This window comes from Mesorhizobium sp. M1403 (assembly GCF_040317695.1).
In the GTDB taxonomy this organism is placed as follows: Bacteria; Pseudomonadota; Alphaproteobacteria; order Rhizobiales; family Rhizobiaceae; genus Mesorhizobium.
Genome location: NZ_JAMYKY010000003.1, coordinates 62900 through 80788 on the forward strand (window position 1 = coordinate 62900; position 17889 = coordinate 80788).

Annotated in this window: 18 protein-coding genes; 13 read left to right on the top strand and 5 right to left on the bottom strand. The window is 63.5% G+C overall.

Translation table 11 applies throughout. The annotated features are described in order from the left end of the window. The first annotated feature begins 55 nt into the window (after positions 1–55). The 5 genes from NKH01_RS07895 (at position 56) to NKH01_RS07915 (ending at position 4707) form a co-directional block, all read left to right on the top strand. Entirely contained in the window at positions 56–676 is a 621-nt protein-coding gene (locus tag NKH01_RS07895; RefSeq protein ID WP_031193995.1) for a ribonuclease D, read from the top strand. Between the two features lie 43 nt (positions 677–719). Beyond that, on the top strand, positions 720–971 hold the full coding sequence (locus NKH01_RS07900; protein ID WP_023718929.1) for a hypothetical protein: 252 nt from the start codon (positions 720–722) through the stop codon (positions 969–971). A 291-nt stretch (positions 972–1262) separates the two neighbouring features. Beyond that, positions 1263–3515: a transglycosylase domain-containing protein gene (locus NKH01_RS07905; protein WP_023718931.1), complete on the top strand. Its 2253-nt coding sequence runs from the start codon at positions 1263–1265 to the stop codon at positions 3513–3515. A gap of 3 nt (positions 3516–3518) precedes the next feature. After that, on the top strand, positions 3519–3857 hold the full coding sequence (locus NKH01_RS07910; RefSeq protein WP_353019871.1) for a hypothetical protein: 339 nt from the start codon (positions 3519–3521) through the stop codon (positions 3855–3857). Between the two features lie 97 nt (positions 3858–3954). Beyond that, positions 3955–4707 (top strand): SDR family NAD(P)-dependent oxidoreductase, encoded by a 753-nt coding sequence (locus NKH01_RS07915; protein WP_023718933.1) that lies wholly within the window; start codon positions 3955–3957, stop codon positions 4705–4707. A gap of 114 nt (positions 4708–4821) precedes the next feature. Here NKH01_RS07915 and NKH01_RS07920 read toward each other — a convergent pair whose 3' ends face one another. After that, on the bottom strand, positions 4822–6594 hold the full coding sequence (locus NKH01_RS07920) for a cation:proton antiporter domain-containing protein (RefSeq protein ID WP_353019872.1): 1773 nt from the start codon (positions 6592–6594) through the stop codon (positions 4822–4824). Positions 6595–7045: 451 nt separating this feature from the next. Here NKH01_RS07920 and NKH01_RS07925 point away from each other — a divergent pair, with 451 nt between their 5' ends. Further along, positions 7046–7543 carry a GNAT family N-acetyltransferase gene (locus NKH01_RS07925; RefSeq protein WP_023718935.1) on the top strand — a complete coding sequence of 166 codons (498 nt, stop codon included), beginning with the start codon at positions 7046–7048 and terminating at the stop codon, positions 7541–7543. 420 nt (positions 7544–7963) lie between these two features. On the opposite strand, the gene NKH01_RS07930 is transcribed toward NKH01_RS07925, so the two are convergent. Continuing rightward, positions 7964–8413 carry a baeRF12 domain-containing protein gene (locus NKH01_RS07930; RefSeq protein ID WP_353019873.1) on the bottom strand — a complete coding sequence of 150 codons (450 nt, stop codon included), beginning with the start codon at positions 8411–8413 and terminating at the stop codon, positions 7964–7966. Positions 8414–8854: 441 nt separating this feature from the next. On the opposite strand from NKH01_RS07930, the gene cysG reads away from it, so the two are divergent. From cysG to NKH01_RS07960, 6 genes are all read left to right on the top strand, one after another. After that, a complete protein-coding gene (gene cysG / locus NKH01_RS07935; protein WP_353019874.1) occupies positions 8855–10306 on the top strand; it encodes a siroheme synthase CysG in 1452 nt (483 codons plus the stop codon). Beyond that, positions 10303–10608, top strand: coding sequence for a DUF2849 domain-containing protein (locus tag NKH01_RS07940; RefSeq protein WP_023718938.1), 306 nt, complete (start codon positions 10303–10305; stop codon positions 10606–10608). Before cysG ends, NKH01_RS07940 begins: the two co-directional genes overlap by 4 nt. A 73-nt stretch (positions 10609–10681) precedes the next feature. After that, complete coding sequence (locus NKH01_RS07945; RefSeq protein WP_352717414.1) at positions 10682–12352, top strand: nitrite/sulfite reductase; 1671 nt, start codon at positions 10682–10684, stop codon at positions 12350–12352. Continuing rightward, entirely contained in the window at positions 12327–13091 is a 765-nt protein-coding gene (locus NKH01_RS07950) for a phosphoadenylyl-sulfate reductase (RefSeq protein ID WP_352717412.1), read from the top strand. Before NKH01_RS07945 ends, NKH01_RS07950 begins: the two co-directional genes overlap by 26 nt. A gap of 216 nt (positions 13092–13307) precedes the next feature. Beyond that, entirely contained in the window at positions 13308–13844 is a 537-nt protein-coding gene (locus tag NKH01_RS07955; protein ID WP_352717410.1) for a DUF934 domain-containing protein, read from the top strand. Positions 13845–13981: 137 nt separating this feature from the next. Continuing rightward, positions 13982–14602 (top strand): DJ-1/PfpI family protein, encoded by a 621-nt coding sequence (locus tag NKH01_RS07960; protein WP_353019876.1) that lies wholly within the window; start codon positions 13982–13984, stop codon positions 14600–14602. Between the two features lie 146 nt (positions 14603–14748). Here NKH01_RS07960 and NKH01_RS07965 read toward each other — a convergent pair whose 3' ends face one another. Continuing rightward, positions 14749–15771 (bottom strand): fatty acid desaturase, encoded by a 1023-nt coding sequence (locus NKH01_RS07965; protein ID WP_352483596.1) that lies wholly within the window; start codon positions 15769–15771, stop codon positions 14749–14751. A gap of 121 nt (positions 15772–15892) precedes the next feature. Further along, a complete protein-coding gene (locus tag NKH01_RS07970) occupies positions 15893–16096 on the bottom strand; it encodes a hypothetical protein (protein ID WP_023718943.1) in 204 nt (67 codons plus the stop codon). Between the two features lie 237 nt (positions 16097–16333). On the opposite strand from NKH01_RS07970, the gene grpE reads away from it, so the two are divergent. Then, positions 16334–16969, top strand: coding sequence for a nucleotide exchange factor GrpE (gene grpE / locus NKH01_RS07975; protein WP_023675250.1), 636 nt, complete (start codon positions 16334–16336; stop codon positions 16967–16969). Positions 16970–17088: 119 nt separating this feature from the next. Here the strand turns inward: grpE and NKH01_RS07980 are convergent, their stop codons facing one another. Then, positions 17089–17868, bottom strand: a complete 780-nt coding sequence (locus tag NKH01_RS07980) for a cupin domain-containing protein (protein WP_352847375.1) — start codon at positions 17866–17868, stop codon at positions 17089–17091. Positions 17869–17889: the final 21 nt, after the last annotated feature.

Below are 17889 nucleotides of genomic sequence, written 5' to 3' on the forward strand. Positions count from 1 at the left end.
AGGACGGGCACGGCCCGTCGCGCATCGGTGCACGGGGCCGCGACCGGAGAAGACGATGAGCGACATACGTTTCCACAAAAACGATTTGCCCGGCCTGCTGCATTACGATGTCGGGGCGGTCGCTATCGACACCGAGACGCTGGGGCTGAACCCGCATCGCGACCGGCTCTGCGTCGTGCAGATCTCACCGGGCGACGGCTCGGCCGACGTCATCCAGATCGCGCCCGGCCAGAGGAAGGCGCCGAACCTCGTCAGCCTGCTGAAGAACCGCAGCATCACCAAGCTCTTCCATTACGGCCGCTTCGACCTCGCCGTGCTCTACAACGCCTTTGGCGTCATGCCGGAGCCGGTGTTCTGCACAAAGATCGCGTCGCGGCTGACGCGCACCTACACCGACCGGCACGGGCTGAAGGACATCTGCTTCGAGCTTCTCGGGGTCGGCCTGTCGAAGGCGCAGCAATCCTCGGACTGGGCGGCCGAGACGCTATCGCCCGAGCAGCTCGAATATGCCGCCTCCGACGTGCTCTATTTGCACCGGCTGCGCGACGTGCTGAGCGCGCGGCTGGCGCGCGACAACCGGACCAGGGAAGCCGATGCCTGCTTCCGCTTCCTGCCGACGCGTGCGAAACTCGATCTGATGGGCTGGGATGAGGAGGATATCTTCGCCCACAGCTAATGGCCCTCTGGCACTTTAACGCCATCGGCCGGGAGGAATTGAAATGGCTGCGCGAAAACCAATCGAAACGGCACCGAAGGACGGCTCCAAGGTCACCGTCTACTGGCAGGACAGCGACGGCGTGATTAACGAGAGCATCGCGCAATACCGTTCGCTCGACCGGCTGAAGGCGGCCGGCGGCGACTGGGACGAAAGCGACGCCGGCTGGTGGGCCTATACGGACGGCCATACGCAAAAGAAGATCGAACCGATCAGCTGGCGGCCCGCCTCCGACGACCCGGACGCGGACGACTGAGGGTGGTCGCAACCGTCGAACTGAAGTGATTATTCTGAGGCGAAGCGTATTTTGTTCTTGCTTTGTGCCGGCAGCTATGCTATTAATCCGGCTATGGTGCTTATTGGCGCCAACGACCCGCCCGCCGAGGCGGGTTTTTTCGTTTCGGCTTTGGCACTGTCGCGAGCCGGGCGTGCTTCGCAAGTGATTGAATACAGTTTACTTCGATTTTTCCCGACTTAACCCGCCCTTAAATCGCCGCATCTAGTCTTCAACCCGAACGCCATAGGCATGGGGAAGACAGCACAGCGCATGGCGAACCGGAAAGACAGCCGCATCGAGCCCAGCTTCGAGGCATCGCCGGGGGCGAGATCCTCGGCCGGTTTTTCGGTGAGCGAGGAGGACCGCGTCGTGCCGAACAACCGCAAAGCCGCCGCAAAGCGCAAATCGACCAAGGCCAAGCCGTCACGCGGCGGGCGCGGCAAAGGCCGGCGCGGCGCGTTCGGCGTGCTTGGCCGGCTGTTCTACTGGTGCTTCGTGCTGGCCATCTGGGGCGGTATCGCCACTGCCGGCATCGTCGTCTATTACGGCGCGAAAATGCCGGCGGCCACCACCTGGGCCATTCCCGACCGCGCCCCCAACATCAAGATCGTCTCGGTCGACGGCCAGCTGCTTGGCAATCGCGGCATGAGCGGCGGCGAGGCCGTCGGCCTGCACGAAATGTCGCCCTATATTCCCGAGGCCGTCATCGCCATCGAAGACCGCCGCTTCTATTCGCATTTCGGCATCGACCCGATCGGCCTTTCCCGGGCCATGATGACCAATGTGCTCGGCGGGCATTTTTCGCAGGGCGGCTCGACGCTGACCCAGCAGCTGGCCAAGAACCTGTTCCTGACGCCGGACCGCACGCTGGAGCGCAAGGTGCAGGAAGTGCTTTTGGCGCTGTGGCTCGAGCACAAGCATACGAAGGACCAGATCCTCGAAATGTACCTCAACCGGGTCTATTTCGGCTCGGGCGCCTATGGCGTCGAAGCGGCCTCGCGCCGCTATTTCGGCAAGAGCGCGCGCGACGTCACGCTGTCGGAGGCGGCACTTCTCGCCGGTCTGCTCAAGGCGCCGTCGCGGCTGTCGCCGGCACGCGACCCAAAGGCGGCCGAGCAGCGCTCGCAGCTGGTGCTCGCCGCGATGCGCGACGAGGGCAAGATAAGCGCCAAGGAGATGACCACGGCGATGAGCGCGCCGGCGACGCGCGCGCCGTCCTACTGGACCGGCTCGGAAAACTATGTCGCCGATACGATCATGGAAGAACTGCCCGACCTGATCGGTGACGTGCGCCGCGACATCGTCGTCGACACGACCGTCGATCTGACGCTGCAGAAGCTCGCCGAGCAATCGATCCGCCGGCTGATCGACCAGAGCGGCAAGAAGCTCAATGTCAGCCAGGGCGCGCTGGTGTCGATCGACAATTCCGGCGCGGTGCGCGCCATGGTCGGCGGCTATGATTATTCGACCAGCCAGTTCGACCGCGCCTCGGAAGCGCGCCGCCAGCCGGGCTCGGCGTTCAAGCCGTTCGTCTATATGGCGGCGCTGGAATCCGGCCGTACGCCGGACAGCGTGCGCAATGACGCGCCGATCAAGATCGGCAACTGGACGCCCGACAATTACGGCGGCAAATATTTCGGCAAGGTGACGCTGGCGACGGCGCTGGCAAAATCGCTGAACTCGGTGGCCGCGCAGCTGACCATGGAAGTCGGACCGAATGCGGTGGTCGAGGCGGCGCACCGCATGGGCATCCAGTCCGAGCTGACGGCCAACACTTCGATCGCGCTGGGCACCTCGGAAGTGACGCCGCTGGAACTGACCTCGGCCTATGTTCCCTTCGCCAATGGCGGCTATAAGCCCGACATCCATTTCATCCGCCGCGTCACGACGAGCGACGGCAAGGTGCTCTACGAAAACAATGGCGGCGGTGCGCCGCGCGTCGTCAAGCCCGATGTCGTCGGCATGATGAACTCGATGATGACCGGCACGGTCGAGATCGGCACGGCCAGGAAGGCGGCGTTCGCCTGGCCGGCGGCCGGCAAGACCGGCACCAGCCAGAACTCGCGCGACGCCTGGTTCATCGGCTATACCGCCAACCTCACCACCGGCGTCTGGTTCGGCAATGATGACGGCAGCGCGATGAAGAAGGTCACCGGCGGCGCCTTGCCCGCGCAGGCCTGGCACGAGTTCATGGTCGCCGCGCATGAGGGCGTGCCGGTGCGGCCGCTGCCCGGAACCTGGAAATCGACGCCGCCCGACACCGTCGTCCCGGACGAGATACCGGCCGACACGGCACCGCCGGCGCCGGTCGCGTCCGTTGGCCAATCGGCGCCGCCTGCGGCAGCTACGCAGCCCGCTTCGCGTCCCGTGCGCCCTGCTGAGACGGTCGATGCCGGCGGCCTTGCCATGCCGGGCGTCGACAGTGCCACCGGATCGATCAAGCATCCGGTGCCGCCCGGCGAAGTTGGCGGCCCGGTCAAGAAGCGGCAGACCTCGATCCTGGACATTCTGGGCGGAGGTTAGGCGATGTCCGGTGAACCGGCCAAGCCGGCTGACGTCAAACGATACAAGCGTCTAAGCACGTGGCAGTGGCTCTTGCTGCTCGGGATGACCGTTTGTGTCGTGGTCATTCGGCATCTGCCGTATCTCTATTTCCCCAATCCGGCATACCTCGATCAGGAAAGAATCGGAGCGGTATACGGCTCCGTCATCATGGGTCTTTTGTTGCCTTATGGGGCGGCCTGGGGCGTTGCGCGTCTGGCCGGGCGCTCGCGTGGCGCGTTCTTAGGGGTTATCTGGACGTTGGCGGCTCTGGTCTTTGTTCTCAATCTCGGCCTGTATGTGCAGTGTCCGACCTGCTATTGAACGGTTGCCAGCAGCCACGCAACCGGCCCTGTGATCTTCTGGCGGCCTCTCGTCATTGTAACCATATTCGGTTAGATCACGCGCCGGAGACCGCGACATGGCTGAACCCGACACCAGAAAAACCATCGTGCTGACCGGCGCCAGCCGTGGCATCGGCCATGCCACGGTCAAGCGCTTTTCACGCGAAGGCTGGCGCGTCATCACCTGCTCGCGCCAGGCCTTTGCCGAGGACTGCCCGTGGCCGGCCGGCCCGGAAGACCACATCAAGGTCGATCTCGCCGACCAGGAAGATGTCGGCATCGCCATCTCCGAGATCCGCCACCGGCTCGAGGCCCATGGCGGGCAGTTGCACGCGCTGGTCAACAATGCCGGCATCTCGCCGAAGCTCAAGGACGGCAACAGCCGCATGAACTCGATCGACACGCCGATGCATGTCTGGCGCGACGTCTTCCAGGTGAATTTCTTCGCGCCGATCATGCTGGCGCGGGGCCTGTTCAAGGAGCTGGCGTCAGCCAAGGGTTCGATCGTCAACGTCACCTCGATCGCCGGCACCCGCGTGCATCCTTTCGCCGGCACCGCCTACGCGACCTCGAAGGCGGCACTCGGCTCGCTGACGCGCGAGATGGCGCATGATTTCGGTCCGCACGGCATTCGCGTCAACGCCATTGCGCCGGGCGAGATCGACACCGCGATCCTGTCGCCGGGCACGGAAAAAATCGTCGAGACCATTCCGCTGAGGCGGCTCGGCACCACCGCGGAAGTCGCCGACATCATCTTCTTCCTGTGCTCGCAGCAGGCGTCCTACGTGACCGGCTCAGAAATCCACATCAACGGCGGCCAGCACGTTTGAGCGGTTGGTTTTGATCAATCGTTGACGCTGCCCCTCATCCCCCTGCCGGGACCTTCTCCCCGTGAAGAACGGGGAGAAGGGGCTTGACCGCTACGCTGGCGGGGCAGCGCAGGCTTAGGCTGCCGTGGGCGCTTTCGGTGCTGCCAAAACCTCCTCGACGATCCCGCGGGCGATCTCGCGTTCACCCATGATGACGGTGTCGGCACCAAGGCCCTTGAGGTGCTCGACCTCGGCATCGGAATGGGCGCGGGCGATGATCTCGATTGTCTGATTGGCGGCGCGGGCGCGCAGCACGACCTGCCCGGCCTCGAAGGCGTTGGGGATGGCCAGGATCAGCCGCTTCGCGCCCTCGGCATTGGATGCGGCGAACACGTCGCCATTCGCCGCGTTGCCGGCCACGGTTTCGACGCCTTCGGCCTTGAGCTTCGCCAACGTCTTGTCGGCATCCTCGATGACGAGGAAGGGCAGGGCGGCCTGCTTCAGCGACGCGCCGACGAGGCTGCCGACGCGGCCGTAGCCGATCAGGATGGTGTGGCCGGTCAGCCTCGTCCTGGGCGGCGGGCCATCCTCCTTCGCGGGCGCCGCGACCGAAGCCACCTGGCCGGGTTCGGTCGCCGGGCCGATCGGCCTTGCTTCGCCGGACGGCGCCGTCCTGCCGGCGCGTGCTTCCAGCCAGGGTTTCATCCGGTCGGCGGCAAGAAACATCAGCGGATTGAGGACGATCGACAGGATGGCGCCGGCGAGGATGAGGTCGCGGCCTTGTTCGGGCAGCAGTTTCAGCCCGACGCCGAGTTCGGCCAGGATGAACGAGAATTCGCCGATCTGGGCAAGGCTTGCCGAAATCATCAATGCCGTTGCGACCGGATAGCGGAAAACGACGACGATGACGAAGGCTGCCAGCGACTTGCCGATAACGATGATGGCCAGCGTCGCCAGGATCGGCCAGCCATTGCTGATCAGGCTGAACGGGTCGAACAGCATGCCGACCGAAACGAAGAACAGCACGGAAAAGGCGTCGCGCAGCGGCAGCGATTCCTCGGCCGCCCGATGGCTGAGCTCGGATTCGCTCATGATCATGCCGGCGAAGAAAGCGCCGAGAGCCAGCGACACGCCGAACAGCTTGGCCGCGCCGAAGGCGACGCCAAGCGCAATCGCAAGCACCGCCAGCCGGAACAGTTCGCGCGATCCGGTATGGGCGACGTAGTGCAGGATCCAGGGGATAAGCCGGCGGCCGACCACCAGCATGACCACGACAAAGGCCGCGACCTTGGCCAGTGTGATGCCGACGACGCCCCAGACGCCGTAGCTCGCCGGCAGCGACAGCAGACCGCCGGAGTGCACCTCCACCTGCTCCTGGCCGCCGAGCACGCCGGCCAATGCCGGCAAAAGCACCAGCGCCAGCACCATCGCCAGATCCTCGACGATCAGCCAGCCGACAGCGATGCGGCCACGCTCGGTCTCGATCAGCCGCCGCTCCTGCAGCGCGCGCAACAGCACCACGGTCGAGGCCACGGAAAGCGCCAGGCCGAAGACCAGCCCGGCGCCCATCGACCAGCCGAGCATCCAGGCGAGGCCGGCGCCAAGGGCTGTCGCGAAGCCGATCTGCACGATGGCGCCGGGCACGGCGATGGCGCGGACCGACAACAGGTCCTTCAGCGAGAAATGCAGGCCGACGCCGAACATCAGCAGGATGACGCCGATCTCGGCCAGTTCATTGGCGAGGCCGGCATCGGCAACGAAACCCGGCGTGTTCGGTCCAACCAGAACGCCGGCGATGAGATAGCCTACCAGCGGCGGCACGCGAAAACGGTTGGCAAGTGCGCCGAAGACGAAAGCCAGCCCCAGACCGGCAACGATGGTGGCGATAAGGGGCGTGTCATGCGGCATTGTCTATGGAGCGCCTTCAGGAATTGCCATGTCGGACGTGCGCCGCCCGAAAGCCGCCGCCTCGGCAGTATGGGGGCTCGGACAGTCGCGAGACAACCCGCAATCCCCATGAAATCGATGGCAAAGAAGCAAAAGGCAGAGAGCCGGTAAGCGTTGCCACCCGGCGCGGCCTGCTCTAGGCAGGCGATTGATACGGAAAAGGGCTTATCCCGTTCGCGCAGGCAGACGCTGCTAATTGTGCATTGATAGAACTGGGATTCATCCGTTAGCAGACCGAAGCGGTCCTCGGGATGGAAGATGGGTGCGACGCATCAGGCACGATTCGCCAACCCGTGTCCTGTCAGATCGTGGCAGCCTCCTACTGCGCCACAGGCGTTTTTGAAGCCGGGCGCTTGCGGATGAGACAATCTTCGACAAAGACTTTGGGAAAGCGGAGAACCTTGGAGGAAGTATGGTTGAAATCGCCAATACAGCCGCAGAGCACATTGAGAGTTTCCATGCGGCTCTCGACGTTGTCGCGCGGGAGCGAAAATACCTGACCATGCTTGAAGCGTTCCCGCTTCCTGAGACACGCGATTTCGTTTTGAATATGATTAAGCAGCGAAACCCGCATATCGTGGCGACGGAAGGAGACCGCGTTGTGGGATGGTGCGACATCACCCGCCATTTCTTTCCATCTCACGCTCATCGCGGAAGTTTAGCGATAGGAATCATACCCGATTATCGTGGACAAGGATTGGGCCGTCGCCTTATCACCGCCGCCTTAGAAAAGGCTCGGCAAGAAAACTTCGTTCGCGTTGAACTCTCGGTGCACGCCGATAATAGCCGGGCCATAACGCTGTATGAGAAAACTGGTTTCGTTACGGAAGGTGTCCTCAGGCGTAGCGTTTGCATTGATGGTCGCTATGTCGACACCATCTGCATGGCCGTGATGCTCGACGGTCAATGACGATGCTGGCGCATCCCGACCGACAGTACGTTTTGTCGCCGTGATCCGGCCCCCGGTCAGCTTTGAACCGATTGGAACGTGGCGAAGGAGGCCCATTTCGACATCTTCCGGAGCGAGGCTTGGAGGGTGAACGTGCCGCCTTGTGTTTCTCTCCTCACCCTTGCGTCGGGGTGGGAGGGCGGAACGCTGCCCCTCATCCGCCTACCGGCACCTTCTCCCCGTAAGTGACAGGGAGAAGGGGCTTGGACGCAACGCTGGCAACCCCCTCTCCCCGTCTTTCACGGGGGTCCGAAGGACGGGCGAGACAAGCGGCTCGCCCCGGAATGGGTAAGGGTGAGGGGCAGCACAAACCTGATGCGATTGCCCTGGGCTGCTTCAGCCTCACGATCAATAAGGAATGTACGCACCGCCGATGCCCGATCAGGTCGCCTGCAGCAGGCTCTCGATATCGGGTATGCTGTGGTTGGTCAGCGTCTTTGGAATTTCGGCCGTTATCTTGTCGGTGACCTCCTTGTGCAGTTTCCGGCGCATGTCGCCCAGCACTGGCGGCGGTGCGATCAGCACGATCTCCTTGAAGGTGCCGCGATGCGCGAGCTTGTAGAGCCGGTCGGCAATCTCGTCGGCAAAACGCTCCTTGCCGAGGCGGTGCCAATCGGTGTCCTCGACCGCACTGCGGTGGACGGAAGGGCCGTCGCTGTAGCGGCCGGGGCGGTCCGTGCCTTGCTCTCGGGTTGCCGGATTTTCCTGCTCCATCTCGTGCACGACCTGAAGTTCGGGATATTGGACGTCTCCACGGTTCTCGAGGAACAGCGCCTTTTCGCCATCTGCCACCACGATCCACAGTCCGCGTTTCAGTCTGACGTTGCTCATGGGGCGCTCCTTTTTGATTTTTCAAGCCCATAGCCGGGCCTTTGCCGCAGGGGCATGACCGGGCTTGGCCCTATAGAGCAAACGCGTGCCGAGGCGTGAATGTTCCGGTACTCGGACCCGGTATCTCCGACAGGAGCCGGCGAGAGCGCCAGGCTGTCTTTGATGGCTCGGCTGGCATGCGGCGGCTTTAATCTACTAAATTGGTAGAAATTGGAAAAATCTGTTTTGTGGCTGGCTCGGCAAGCCGCTAGAAAGGCAGCGGATCAAGGGCCGCAACAGCAGCTTCAATCCGCTCCGCATCTGAATGTGGAATATTTTTCTCTTGGCCGTTATGCTTGCAGAAAAGAGATTGCCTGCTACGAAGCGATGCGCGAGTGGGTGCCTTCTGGTTTTTCGCGCCCCCGCGTAGAACTGGCAAACGGTTCCAGGATTCCGCTCGTCATGCCGCAAGCCAAGCCTAAGCTCAATGCCTTTCCCGTCTTCATGCGGGTCGAGGGCGAAGCCGTCGCCATCGTCGGCAGCGGCGAGGAGGCGCTGGCCAAGGCGCGGCTGCTCGCTCAGTCGAGCGCTGTGCTGCGCATCGTCAGCGATGCCGCAAGCGCCGATCTGCTGGCCTGCATCGCCGAGACGGGCGCCACCCACATTGCCGACGCCTATGATGCAGCACATCTCAATGGTGCGGTGATGGTGTTTGCCGCCAGCGGCGATGAGGCGCTCGACCGGCGCGTTGCCGGGGATGCGCGCCGGCTGGGCATTCCGGTCAATGCCGTCGACCGGCCGGAGCTCTGCGATTTCTTCACGCCGGCACTGGTCAACCGCGCGCCGGTCGCCATTGCCATCGGCACGGAAGGTGCCGGCCCGGTGCTTGCGCAGATGCTGCGCAGCCGCATCGACCGCATGCTGTCGCCCTCGCTCGGGCCGCTCGCGGCACTTGCCGCTTCGTTTCGCGGCGCTGCCGAAAAACTGCTGCCGAAAGGCAATGCCCGCCGCCGCTTCTGGAGCGATTTCTTTGGCGGCGCGCCGGCCCGTGCCGTGGAGGCCGGCGAGCTTTCGCAGGCGCATGATGCGGCCGTCGGCCTGCTGCTTTCGAACGAACCGGCATCGGGCCATATCGCGCTTGTAGGCGCCGGTCCCGGCGCCGAGGACCTTTTGACGCTGCGCGCCCATCGCCTGCTGATGGAAGCCGACGTGATCGTCCATGACGCGCTGGTGCCGGAGGCCATCGTCGCCATGGGCCGCCGCGATGCCGAACGCCTGCCGGTCGGCAAGCGCAAGGGCTGCCATTCCAAGAGCCAGGCCGAAATCAATGCGCTGCTGGTCGAGCTTGGCCACGCCGGCAAGCGCGTCGTGCGGCTGAAGTCCGGCGACCCGCTGGTGTTCGGCCGGGCCGGCGAGGAGATGGCGGCACTTCGCGATGCCGGCGTCGCCTACGAAGTGGTTCCGGGCGTCACCGCGGCCTTCGCCGCCGCCGCCGATTTCGAACTGCCGCTGACGCTGCGCGGCGTGTCGTCGTCGATGGTGTTCACCACCGGCCACGACCTCAAGGGAAATTCGCTGCCCGATTGGGCAAAGCTCGCCATTTCGGGCGCGACGGTCGCCGTCTATATGGGGCGCTCGGTCGCCGCCGAGGTCGCCGGCCGGCTGATCGAAGCCGGCCTGTCGCCGGACACGGCCGTCGCCGTGGTCGAGAATGCCAGTCTTGCCAACCGCCGCCGTTTCCACGGCACGCTCGCCGACCTGCCGTCGCTGGAGGCGCGCGCCGACCTCAGCGGCCCGGTGATGACGATCATCGGCGACGCCGTCGCCGGCGCCAATTTCGAACGGTCCGAGCCGCTGGCCGCACACAGGCAGGACAGCGTGGCCCGTGCTGCCGCGGGAGGAGTGAACCAATGAAAGTGCTGACCGCGAACCGTCTCGCCGACGGCATAGCCGTCTGGTACGCCAATGGCGGCTGGGCCGAGATCATCGACCATGCCGACATCGCCCATGACAAGGCGGCCGAGGACCGGCTGGAGGCGATCGGCGCCAAGGCCTCCGCCGACAACGAGGTGGTCGACGTCAATCTGATCGACGTGACTGTGGTCAACGGCACTGTCGAGGCGGTCCGGCTGCGCGAAAAGATCCGTGCCGCCGGCCCGACCACCCGCCACGATCTGGGCAAGCAGGCCCGTCCGCAGGCCGCACGCGCGGCATAGATGACACAAGCATGATCCCGATCGTGCTCGAACGAAGAAAATAACGGGCGGACGCGCCCGGAAAGACCTGAAAATGTACCGTTACGATGAGTTCGACCACGATTTCGTCAAGGCCCGCGTCGCCGAGTTCAGCGACCAGGTCGCACGGCGGCTTGCCGGCGAGATCACCGAGGACCAGTTCCGGCCGCTTCGGCTGATGAACGGCGTCTATCTACAGCTGCATGCCTATATGCTGCGCATCGCCGTGCCCTACGGCACGCTGAACAGCAAGCAACTGCGTATGCTCGGCCACATCGCACGCAAATACGACAAGGGTTATGGGCATTTCACGACCCGCCAGAACATCCAGTTCAACTGGCCGGCGTTGTCGGACATCCCGGCGATCCTGGCGGACCTGGCAAGCGTCGAGATGCACGCCATCCAGACCAGTGGCAACTGCATTCGCAACGTCACGGCCGACCACTTCGCCGGCGCCGCCGCCGACGAGGTTGCCGATCCGCGCCCCTATGCCGAAATCCTGCGGCAATGGTCGTCGGTGCATCCGGAGTTTTCGTTCCTGCCGCGAAAATTCAAGATCGCGGTGACCGGCGCCGAGCGCGACCGCGCCGCCATCCAGACGCATGACATCGGCCTGCATCTGAAGAAGAACGCCGCCGGCGAGCTTGGTTTCGCCGTCTATGTCGGCGGCGGCCAGGGCCGCACGCCGATGGTCGCCAAGAAGATCCGCGACTTCCTGCCCGAAGCGGATCTGTTGTCCTACTGCACGGCGATCCTGCGCGTTTATAACCTCTATGGCCGGCGCGACAACAAGTTCAAGGCGCGCATCAAGATCCTGGTCCACGAGACCGGCGTCGAGGAGATCACCCGCCAGGTCGAGGCCGAATGGCAGGAATTGAAGGACGCCGAGCTGAAGCTGCCGGAAGCCGACATCCGCGCCATCGACGCCTATTTTGCGCCGCCGGCGCTTGTCGACCGGCCGGAAGGCGACGAGGCGGTCAAGCTTGCCCGGCTCGATTCCAAAAGCTTTTCCGAATGGCTTGACCAGAATGTGGTCACCCATCGCCATCCCGACTACGCTGCGGTGACCATCTCGCTCAAGGGCATCGGCGAGACGCCGGGCGATGCCTCCGACAGCCAGATGGAAGCGGTCGCAGACATTGCCGAAAAATATTCCTTCGACGAGCTGCGCGTCAGTCACGAGCAGAACCTGATCCTGCCGCATGTGGCGCGTGCCGACCTCAAGGCGGTCTATGACACGCTTGTCGATATCGGGCTGGCCACGGCCAATTCCAACCTGATCAGCGACATCATCTCCTGCCCCGGCCTCGATTATTGCGCGCTGGCAACCGCGCGTTCCATTCCCGTGGCGCAGGAAATCTCGCGGCGCTTCGCCTCGCTGGAGCGCCAGCGCGAAATCGGCGAATTGAAGCTGAAGATTTCCGGCTGCATCAATGCCTGCGGCCATCACCATGTCGGCCATATCGGCATCCTCGGCGTCGAGAAGAAAGGCGCCGAGCTCTACCAGGTGACGCTCGGCGGCTCGGCCGACGAGAACACCTCGGTCGGCGAGATCATCGGCCGCGGCTTCAGTTCGGAAGAGATCACCGATGCCATCGAGCAGATCGTCGAGACCTATCTCGGGCTTCGGCTGGACAGAAACGAAAGATTTATCGACGCCTACCGCCGTGTCGGTCCCGCGCCGTTCAAGGAGGCGCTCTATGCTGGCGAAACCAAGGCCGCTTGACCGGATCGTCGACGTCGAGGCCGGCATCGCCGCCGAAGCGGCGGGTTTCGATGCGCTCTATGGCCATCTGAAGCCGCTGGAGATCATCGAGCGGTCGGCCCGGGAATTCTTTCACGGCGAAATCGCCGCCGTCTCGTCCTTCGGCGCGGATTCGGCGGTGCTGCTGCACATGATCGCGGAGATCGACCGCACGCTGCCGGTGATCTTTCTCGACACCGGCAAGCATTTCGAGGAAACGCTCGGCTATCGTGACGCGCTGGTCGCCGATTTCGGGCTGACCGATATCCGGGTGATCAGGCCCGACGATGCGGCGCTGGCAAGGATCGACCCGACCGGCAATCTGAACGAGACCGATACCGACGCCTGCTGCGACGTGCGCAAGGTCGAGCCGCTGGCGCGCGGTGTCGAGCCGTTCCGCGCCTGGTTCACCGGACGCAAGCGCTTCCAGGCCGCGACCCGGGCAGCGCTTCCGGTGTTCGAGGCGGTTGGCTCGCGCATCCGTATTAATCCGCTGGCGCACTGGACGACATCGGACCAGGCCAGCTACATGCGCGCACATGCGCTGCGTGAAAACCCGCTGGTCGCCTATGGCTATCTGTCGATCGGCTGTTTCCCTTGCACGCAGCCGGTGCAGCCGGGCGACGACGCGCGCAGTGGCCGCTGGGCCGGGCACGCCAAGACCGAATGCGGCATCCATTTGTCGGGGCTGGAGAAGTCGCTGACCGATGCCTCACTTTAGGGTATATTGATATTCAGGTGATGCCGGCCTGCAAACGGCGGCTTCCTGCGCTTCCGGCGCTCACGTACCCAAAAGTACGCTCCGCTCCGGTTCTCGGAAGCCACGCAGTTTGGTCGCTTCGCGCCCGCCTTCGGCTCCGGCTCGGCCTGACCTGAATCTCAACACACCCCTGAGGTGTTTTGCACTTTAGAACCTTGTGGACTTGGGAATTTCTTGATGAGCGAATTGATAGCGGAAAACGCCACCCGGCTGTGGACGCCGAATGGTTTTTGCGAGGACGAGTGGGTTCATGCCGAAAGCGCCGAGGCGCTGGTCGGCAATGGCCGCTTCATCCTGCCGCTGCAGGCGTTTCTCGGCCTCGATCCGGAGGTGCGGCGGTCGGCGAAGGAACGCATCGGCGTGCTGCTGCAGCCCGGCGATCAGCTCGAAAAGATCGCCGGCCTGCTCGATCAGCTGTCGCTGGTGGCGCTGGCCTTCCCGGCGTTCAATGACGGCCGCTCGTTCTCCAAGGGCGAATTGCTGCGCAGCCGTTACCATTTCACCGGCGCCATGCGCGCCACCGGGCAGGTGCTTATCGACCAGCTGCCGCACATGCTGCGCCTCGGCTTCGACGAATTCGAGATCTCGCACCCGGTGCTGCTGAAGCGGCTCGAGCAAGGCCGCACCGGCGGACTGCCGCTGTTCTACCAGCCGGCGGTGAAGCCGGAGGCCAAAGGCCCGAAATATTCCTGGCGGCGGGTGCGCGCCAGCTGATCTGCTCCAGGGGACCAGAAGCACGATCTGGTCGGACCACATTGCCGATTCGATCTTTTATTTTGCCCGTCCCCGTCTTAGGATAGGTCCATTATTTCGCGATCCGAATAAATGTGGCCACAAGGGAGGAACCGGGTATGGCTGGCAAGAAGATATTGATGCTCGTTGGCGAGTTCAGCGAGGAATACGAGATTTTCGTCTTTGAACAGGCCATGCATGCGGTGGGCCATACGGTCCATGTCGTTTGCCCCGACAAGAAGGCCGGCGACATCCTGAAGACCTCGTTGCACGACTTCGAAGGCCACCAGACCTATACGGAAAAGCTCGGCCACGACTACATCCTCAACAAGACGTTTTCCGAGGTCAACCCGGCCGAATACGATGCCGTCTACGCGGCGGGCGGGCGCGGGCCGGAATATATCCGCATCGACAAGCGCGTGCAGGCGCTGGTGCGGCATTTCCATGAGGCCGGCAAGCCGATCTTCACCATCTGCCACGGCGTGCAGATCCTGATCGCGGTCGACGGCGTGGTGCGCGGCAGGGAAGTCGCGGCGCTGCAATATTGCGAGCCGGAAGTCACGCTGGCCGGGGGCATCTATATCGATGTTGCGCCGACCGGTGCCCATGTCGACGGCAATCTGGTGTCGGCCAAGGGCTGGCCGGGCCTTGCCGCCTTCATGCGCGAATGTCTGAAAGTGCTGGGCACCGAGATCAGCCAGGGAGAGATCCTGATGCGCGACCAACGCCAGGCGGCTTAAGCTCGGAATTTGGAGCCGCCGCGCCCCTAATGCATGTCGCGCAAAAGTGTGCAGCGGTTTTGCGATAACGGCATGCATAAACAAGAACTTAAAGCGCGTCGCATGAGGCCGGTCGAGCGCGACGCGCTTTAGGTGCGGCGGTGCGTCTACACGGCCATCCGCGCTTCGCGGAACGAGACCAGCTTGCTGCGGCTCTCGTCCCATAGCGCCAGCTTGACGCAGCGCAGGCTGTCGAGAAGCGTGACGCGGCCGATCTCACGCAACTCCGGATAGTCCCTCAGCACTTCCGGAAGCCGGTAACACGGCACTTTGGCCGAGAGGTGGTGCACATGGTGGACGCCGATATTGCCGGTGATCCAGTTCAGAACCGGTGGCAGGTCGTAATAGGACGAGCCGTGCAGGGCAGCGTGCTGGAATTCCCACTCGGAGTCCTTTGTCCACTCCGTTTCCTCGAACTGATGCTGGACGTAGAACAGCCAGATGCCGGCCGATCCGGCGAGGATGACGATCGGCAGATGCACGACCAGGAACGCGCCGGGGCCGACGAACCAGATGAGCAGAGCGGCGATGACGGCGATGGCGAGGTTGGTGGACATCGACGACACCCAAGGGGTGAGGCCGCCCCGCATCATGCCCAAGGGCAGTCTCTGCTCGAAAATGAAAATCCATATCGGACCAAGGCCAAACATCACCAGCGGATGGCGATAGAGGCGATAGGCGAGCCGGCGCCGCCACGACAGTTGCCGGTATTCGGCGACGGTCAGTGTCTTGATGTCGCCGGTGCCGCGCTCGTCGAGATTGCCGGCGCTGGCGTGATGGGTTGCGTGGGCGCGGCGCCAGCAATCGTAGGGCGTCAGCGTCAGCACGCCAAGGACGCGGCCGATCCAGTCGTCGGCATAGCGATTGGCAAAGAAGGAGCCGTGACCGCAATCGTGCTGGATCATGAAGATCCGCACCAGAAAGCCGGCGGCCGGAAGGATGAGGACCAGACCCCACCAATGGCCATAGGCATAGGCGGCCGAGGACAGCGCCCATAACGTGGCGAAAGGGATGAGGGTGATGGCGAGTTCGACAGCGCTGCGACGTCTGTCGGGCTTTTTATAGCGCGACAGGATTTTCAACCAGGCGCGCTTGCTGTTTGCCACAGCTTCGGGGGAAATCATGTTCATCATGAAACATAGGCGGAGCAGGGCGCTGCCGCAAGACGGAGATCACGCAAAGTTACTGCGCGTAAATGTCGCGCGATGGCAACCGGCCACAATTGCCGGTCGCGTCCCTGGCAACGGCGCGCTACCGACGGCGCCCGCCTGCGACCACCTTGGCTTCCACGCCGTCCAGGCGGTCGAGCAATTCCTTCAGACGGTCGGGAATATCGGACTCGGTGCGGAAGGCCGGCAAGGTGCGCAGAAAGCGCTTGGTCGCTTCGGTGCCGAGCTGGCGCCGGATATCGGCGGCGAGCCCGTTGCGTTTTTCGCCGTTCCTGCGGGGCATCATCTCAAAATCCTGTGTCGGCTTCGAAACTCTTCCAAGGGAGGAATGGTTCCCGCATTGTAGTAGCCTGGCAAGCAAAGCCGGCGGTTACGGTAAAGTTTGAATTAAAATCGAAAGGTTTGCGCCGTCCGCCATCAAGCCGCAACAGCGGCTGCAGTATCGCTTGCCCCTTGATTTTTGGCCGCTAAACCTCGATATCGGGCGCAAATCCACACCATTTGAAAATGACGGGAAACGGCGATGAGCGACCAGGCAAAAGACGAACGCGCGCCCGATGAAGCCGAGAAGACCGAGGCTGCCGCGGAGCCAAGGGAAGGCGGCGTCGACGGCGACTATGAAGCGCTTGTGCGGCTTCTGAAGGAAAACGAAGAGCTGAAGGATCGCGCGCTGCGCGTGGCGGCCGACATGGAGAATTTGCGCCGCCGCACCGCCCGAGACGTCCACGATGCGCGCGCCTATGCGGTCGCCAATTTTGCCCGCGACATGCTGTCGGTATCAGACAATCTGCGCCGTGCGCTGGATGCCATCCCGGAGGAGGCCAAGGCGTCGGGTGATGCCGGCTTCAAGGCGCTGATCGACGGCGTCGAGATCACCGAGCGCGCCATGCTGTCGGCGCTGGAGCGCCACGGCGTGAAGAAGCTCGAGCCCGAGGGGGAGAAATTCGATCCGAATTTCCACCAGGCGATGTTCGAGGTGCCCAATCCCGACGTGCCGGCCAACACGGTCGTCCAGGTCGTGCAGCCCGGCTATTCGATCGGCGAGCGCGTGCTGCGGCCGGCCATGGTCGGCGTCGCCAAGGGCGGCCCCAAGCATGTGGCAAGCGAAGCGCCGGTGGAGCCGGGGCCGGTGAACGAGCAGGCTGAGAAGGATGCGTGAACTGGGAGTAGGGCTCCGTTAGCCAGCAACCGCCACCAAAGCGTGAGGGATGATCGACCGCCCCCAACCTATCCGATTTCAGGGCGATCAAACAGTTCGCCGTGCAGGCTTTCCTGCCCTCAGCTCAGCAGTTCACAGCCATAGCGGCGGACCACGTCGGGGAATGTCTCCATGTCCGGCATTCCTTCGCCGTCCGGAGGAATGCGCCTGTCGGCGGTGGGCACACTGGTCGCCCTCAGAAGTTCCTCGAAACCGCCAGGCGTGAAGAAGAACAGCATCCGGGCCGGCCCACGCTTGACCGTATAGCGGTGCGGCACATCGCGTGGCCCAAAGAGAAACGAACCGGGTCCAGCCATAATCGCCTTACCGCCGATCTCGAACTCGATCTCGCCTTCCATCACCAGGAATGACTCGTCCTCGCGATGGTGCACATGCAGCGGCGCCTCACCTTCGCTCTCGAGCACTTCGATCAGCGTGAACTGGCCCGCGGTCTGGACCGCTGTCGCCTTGATCACCGCTAGCGAGCCAAGCCACCAGCGCGCCTCTCCTTCCAAGGCGTGACTGCAAAAGGCGTGGGGAGTGCTCCTGCCAGCTTCGCCGCCAGCCACGGCCGCCACAGAATGGTAGCCGACCTTGATCGAGGCGGAATTCACCATCGAGCAATAGTTTTTGATGCCGGGCAGGGAGGACCAGACCTCGCCAGCCGCCTTGGCGCTGTCCATGTCCGCCCATTCGAATATCTCCGTCCAGCCGCCTGCGGATTTGAGCAGGCGACGGTTGAGGAAACCCTTGAGCTTTCGCACCTCGTCATTCACTTCATCCCTAGTCTGCAGGAACATCTGCTCGGTGAATCCGGGCTTCAATGCAAATTCAGTGATTTCAACGACATTCGTGTCCATGACTTCCTCCCTTTGCCATCT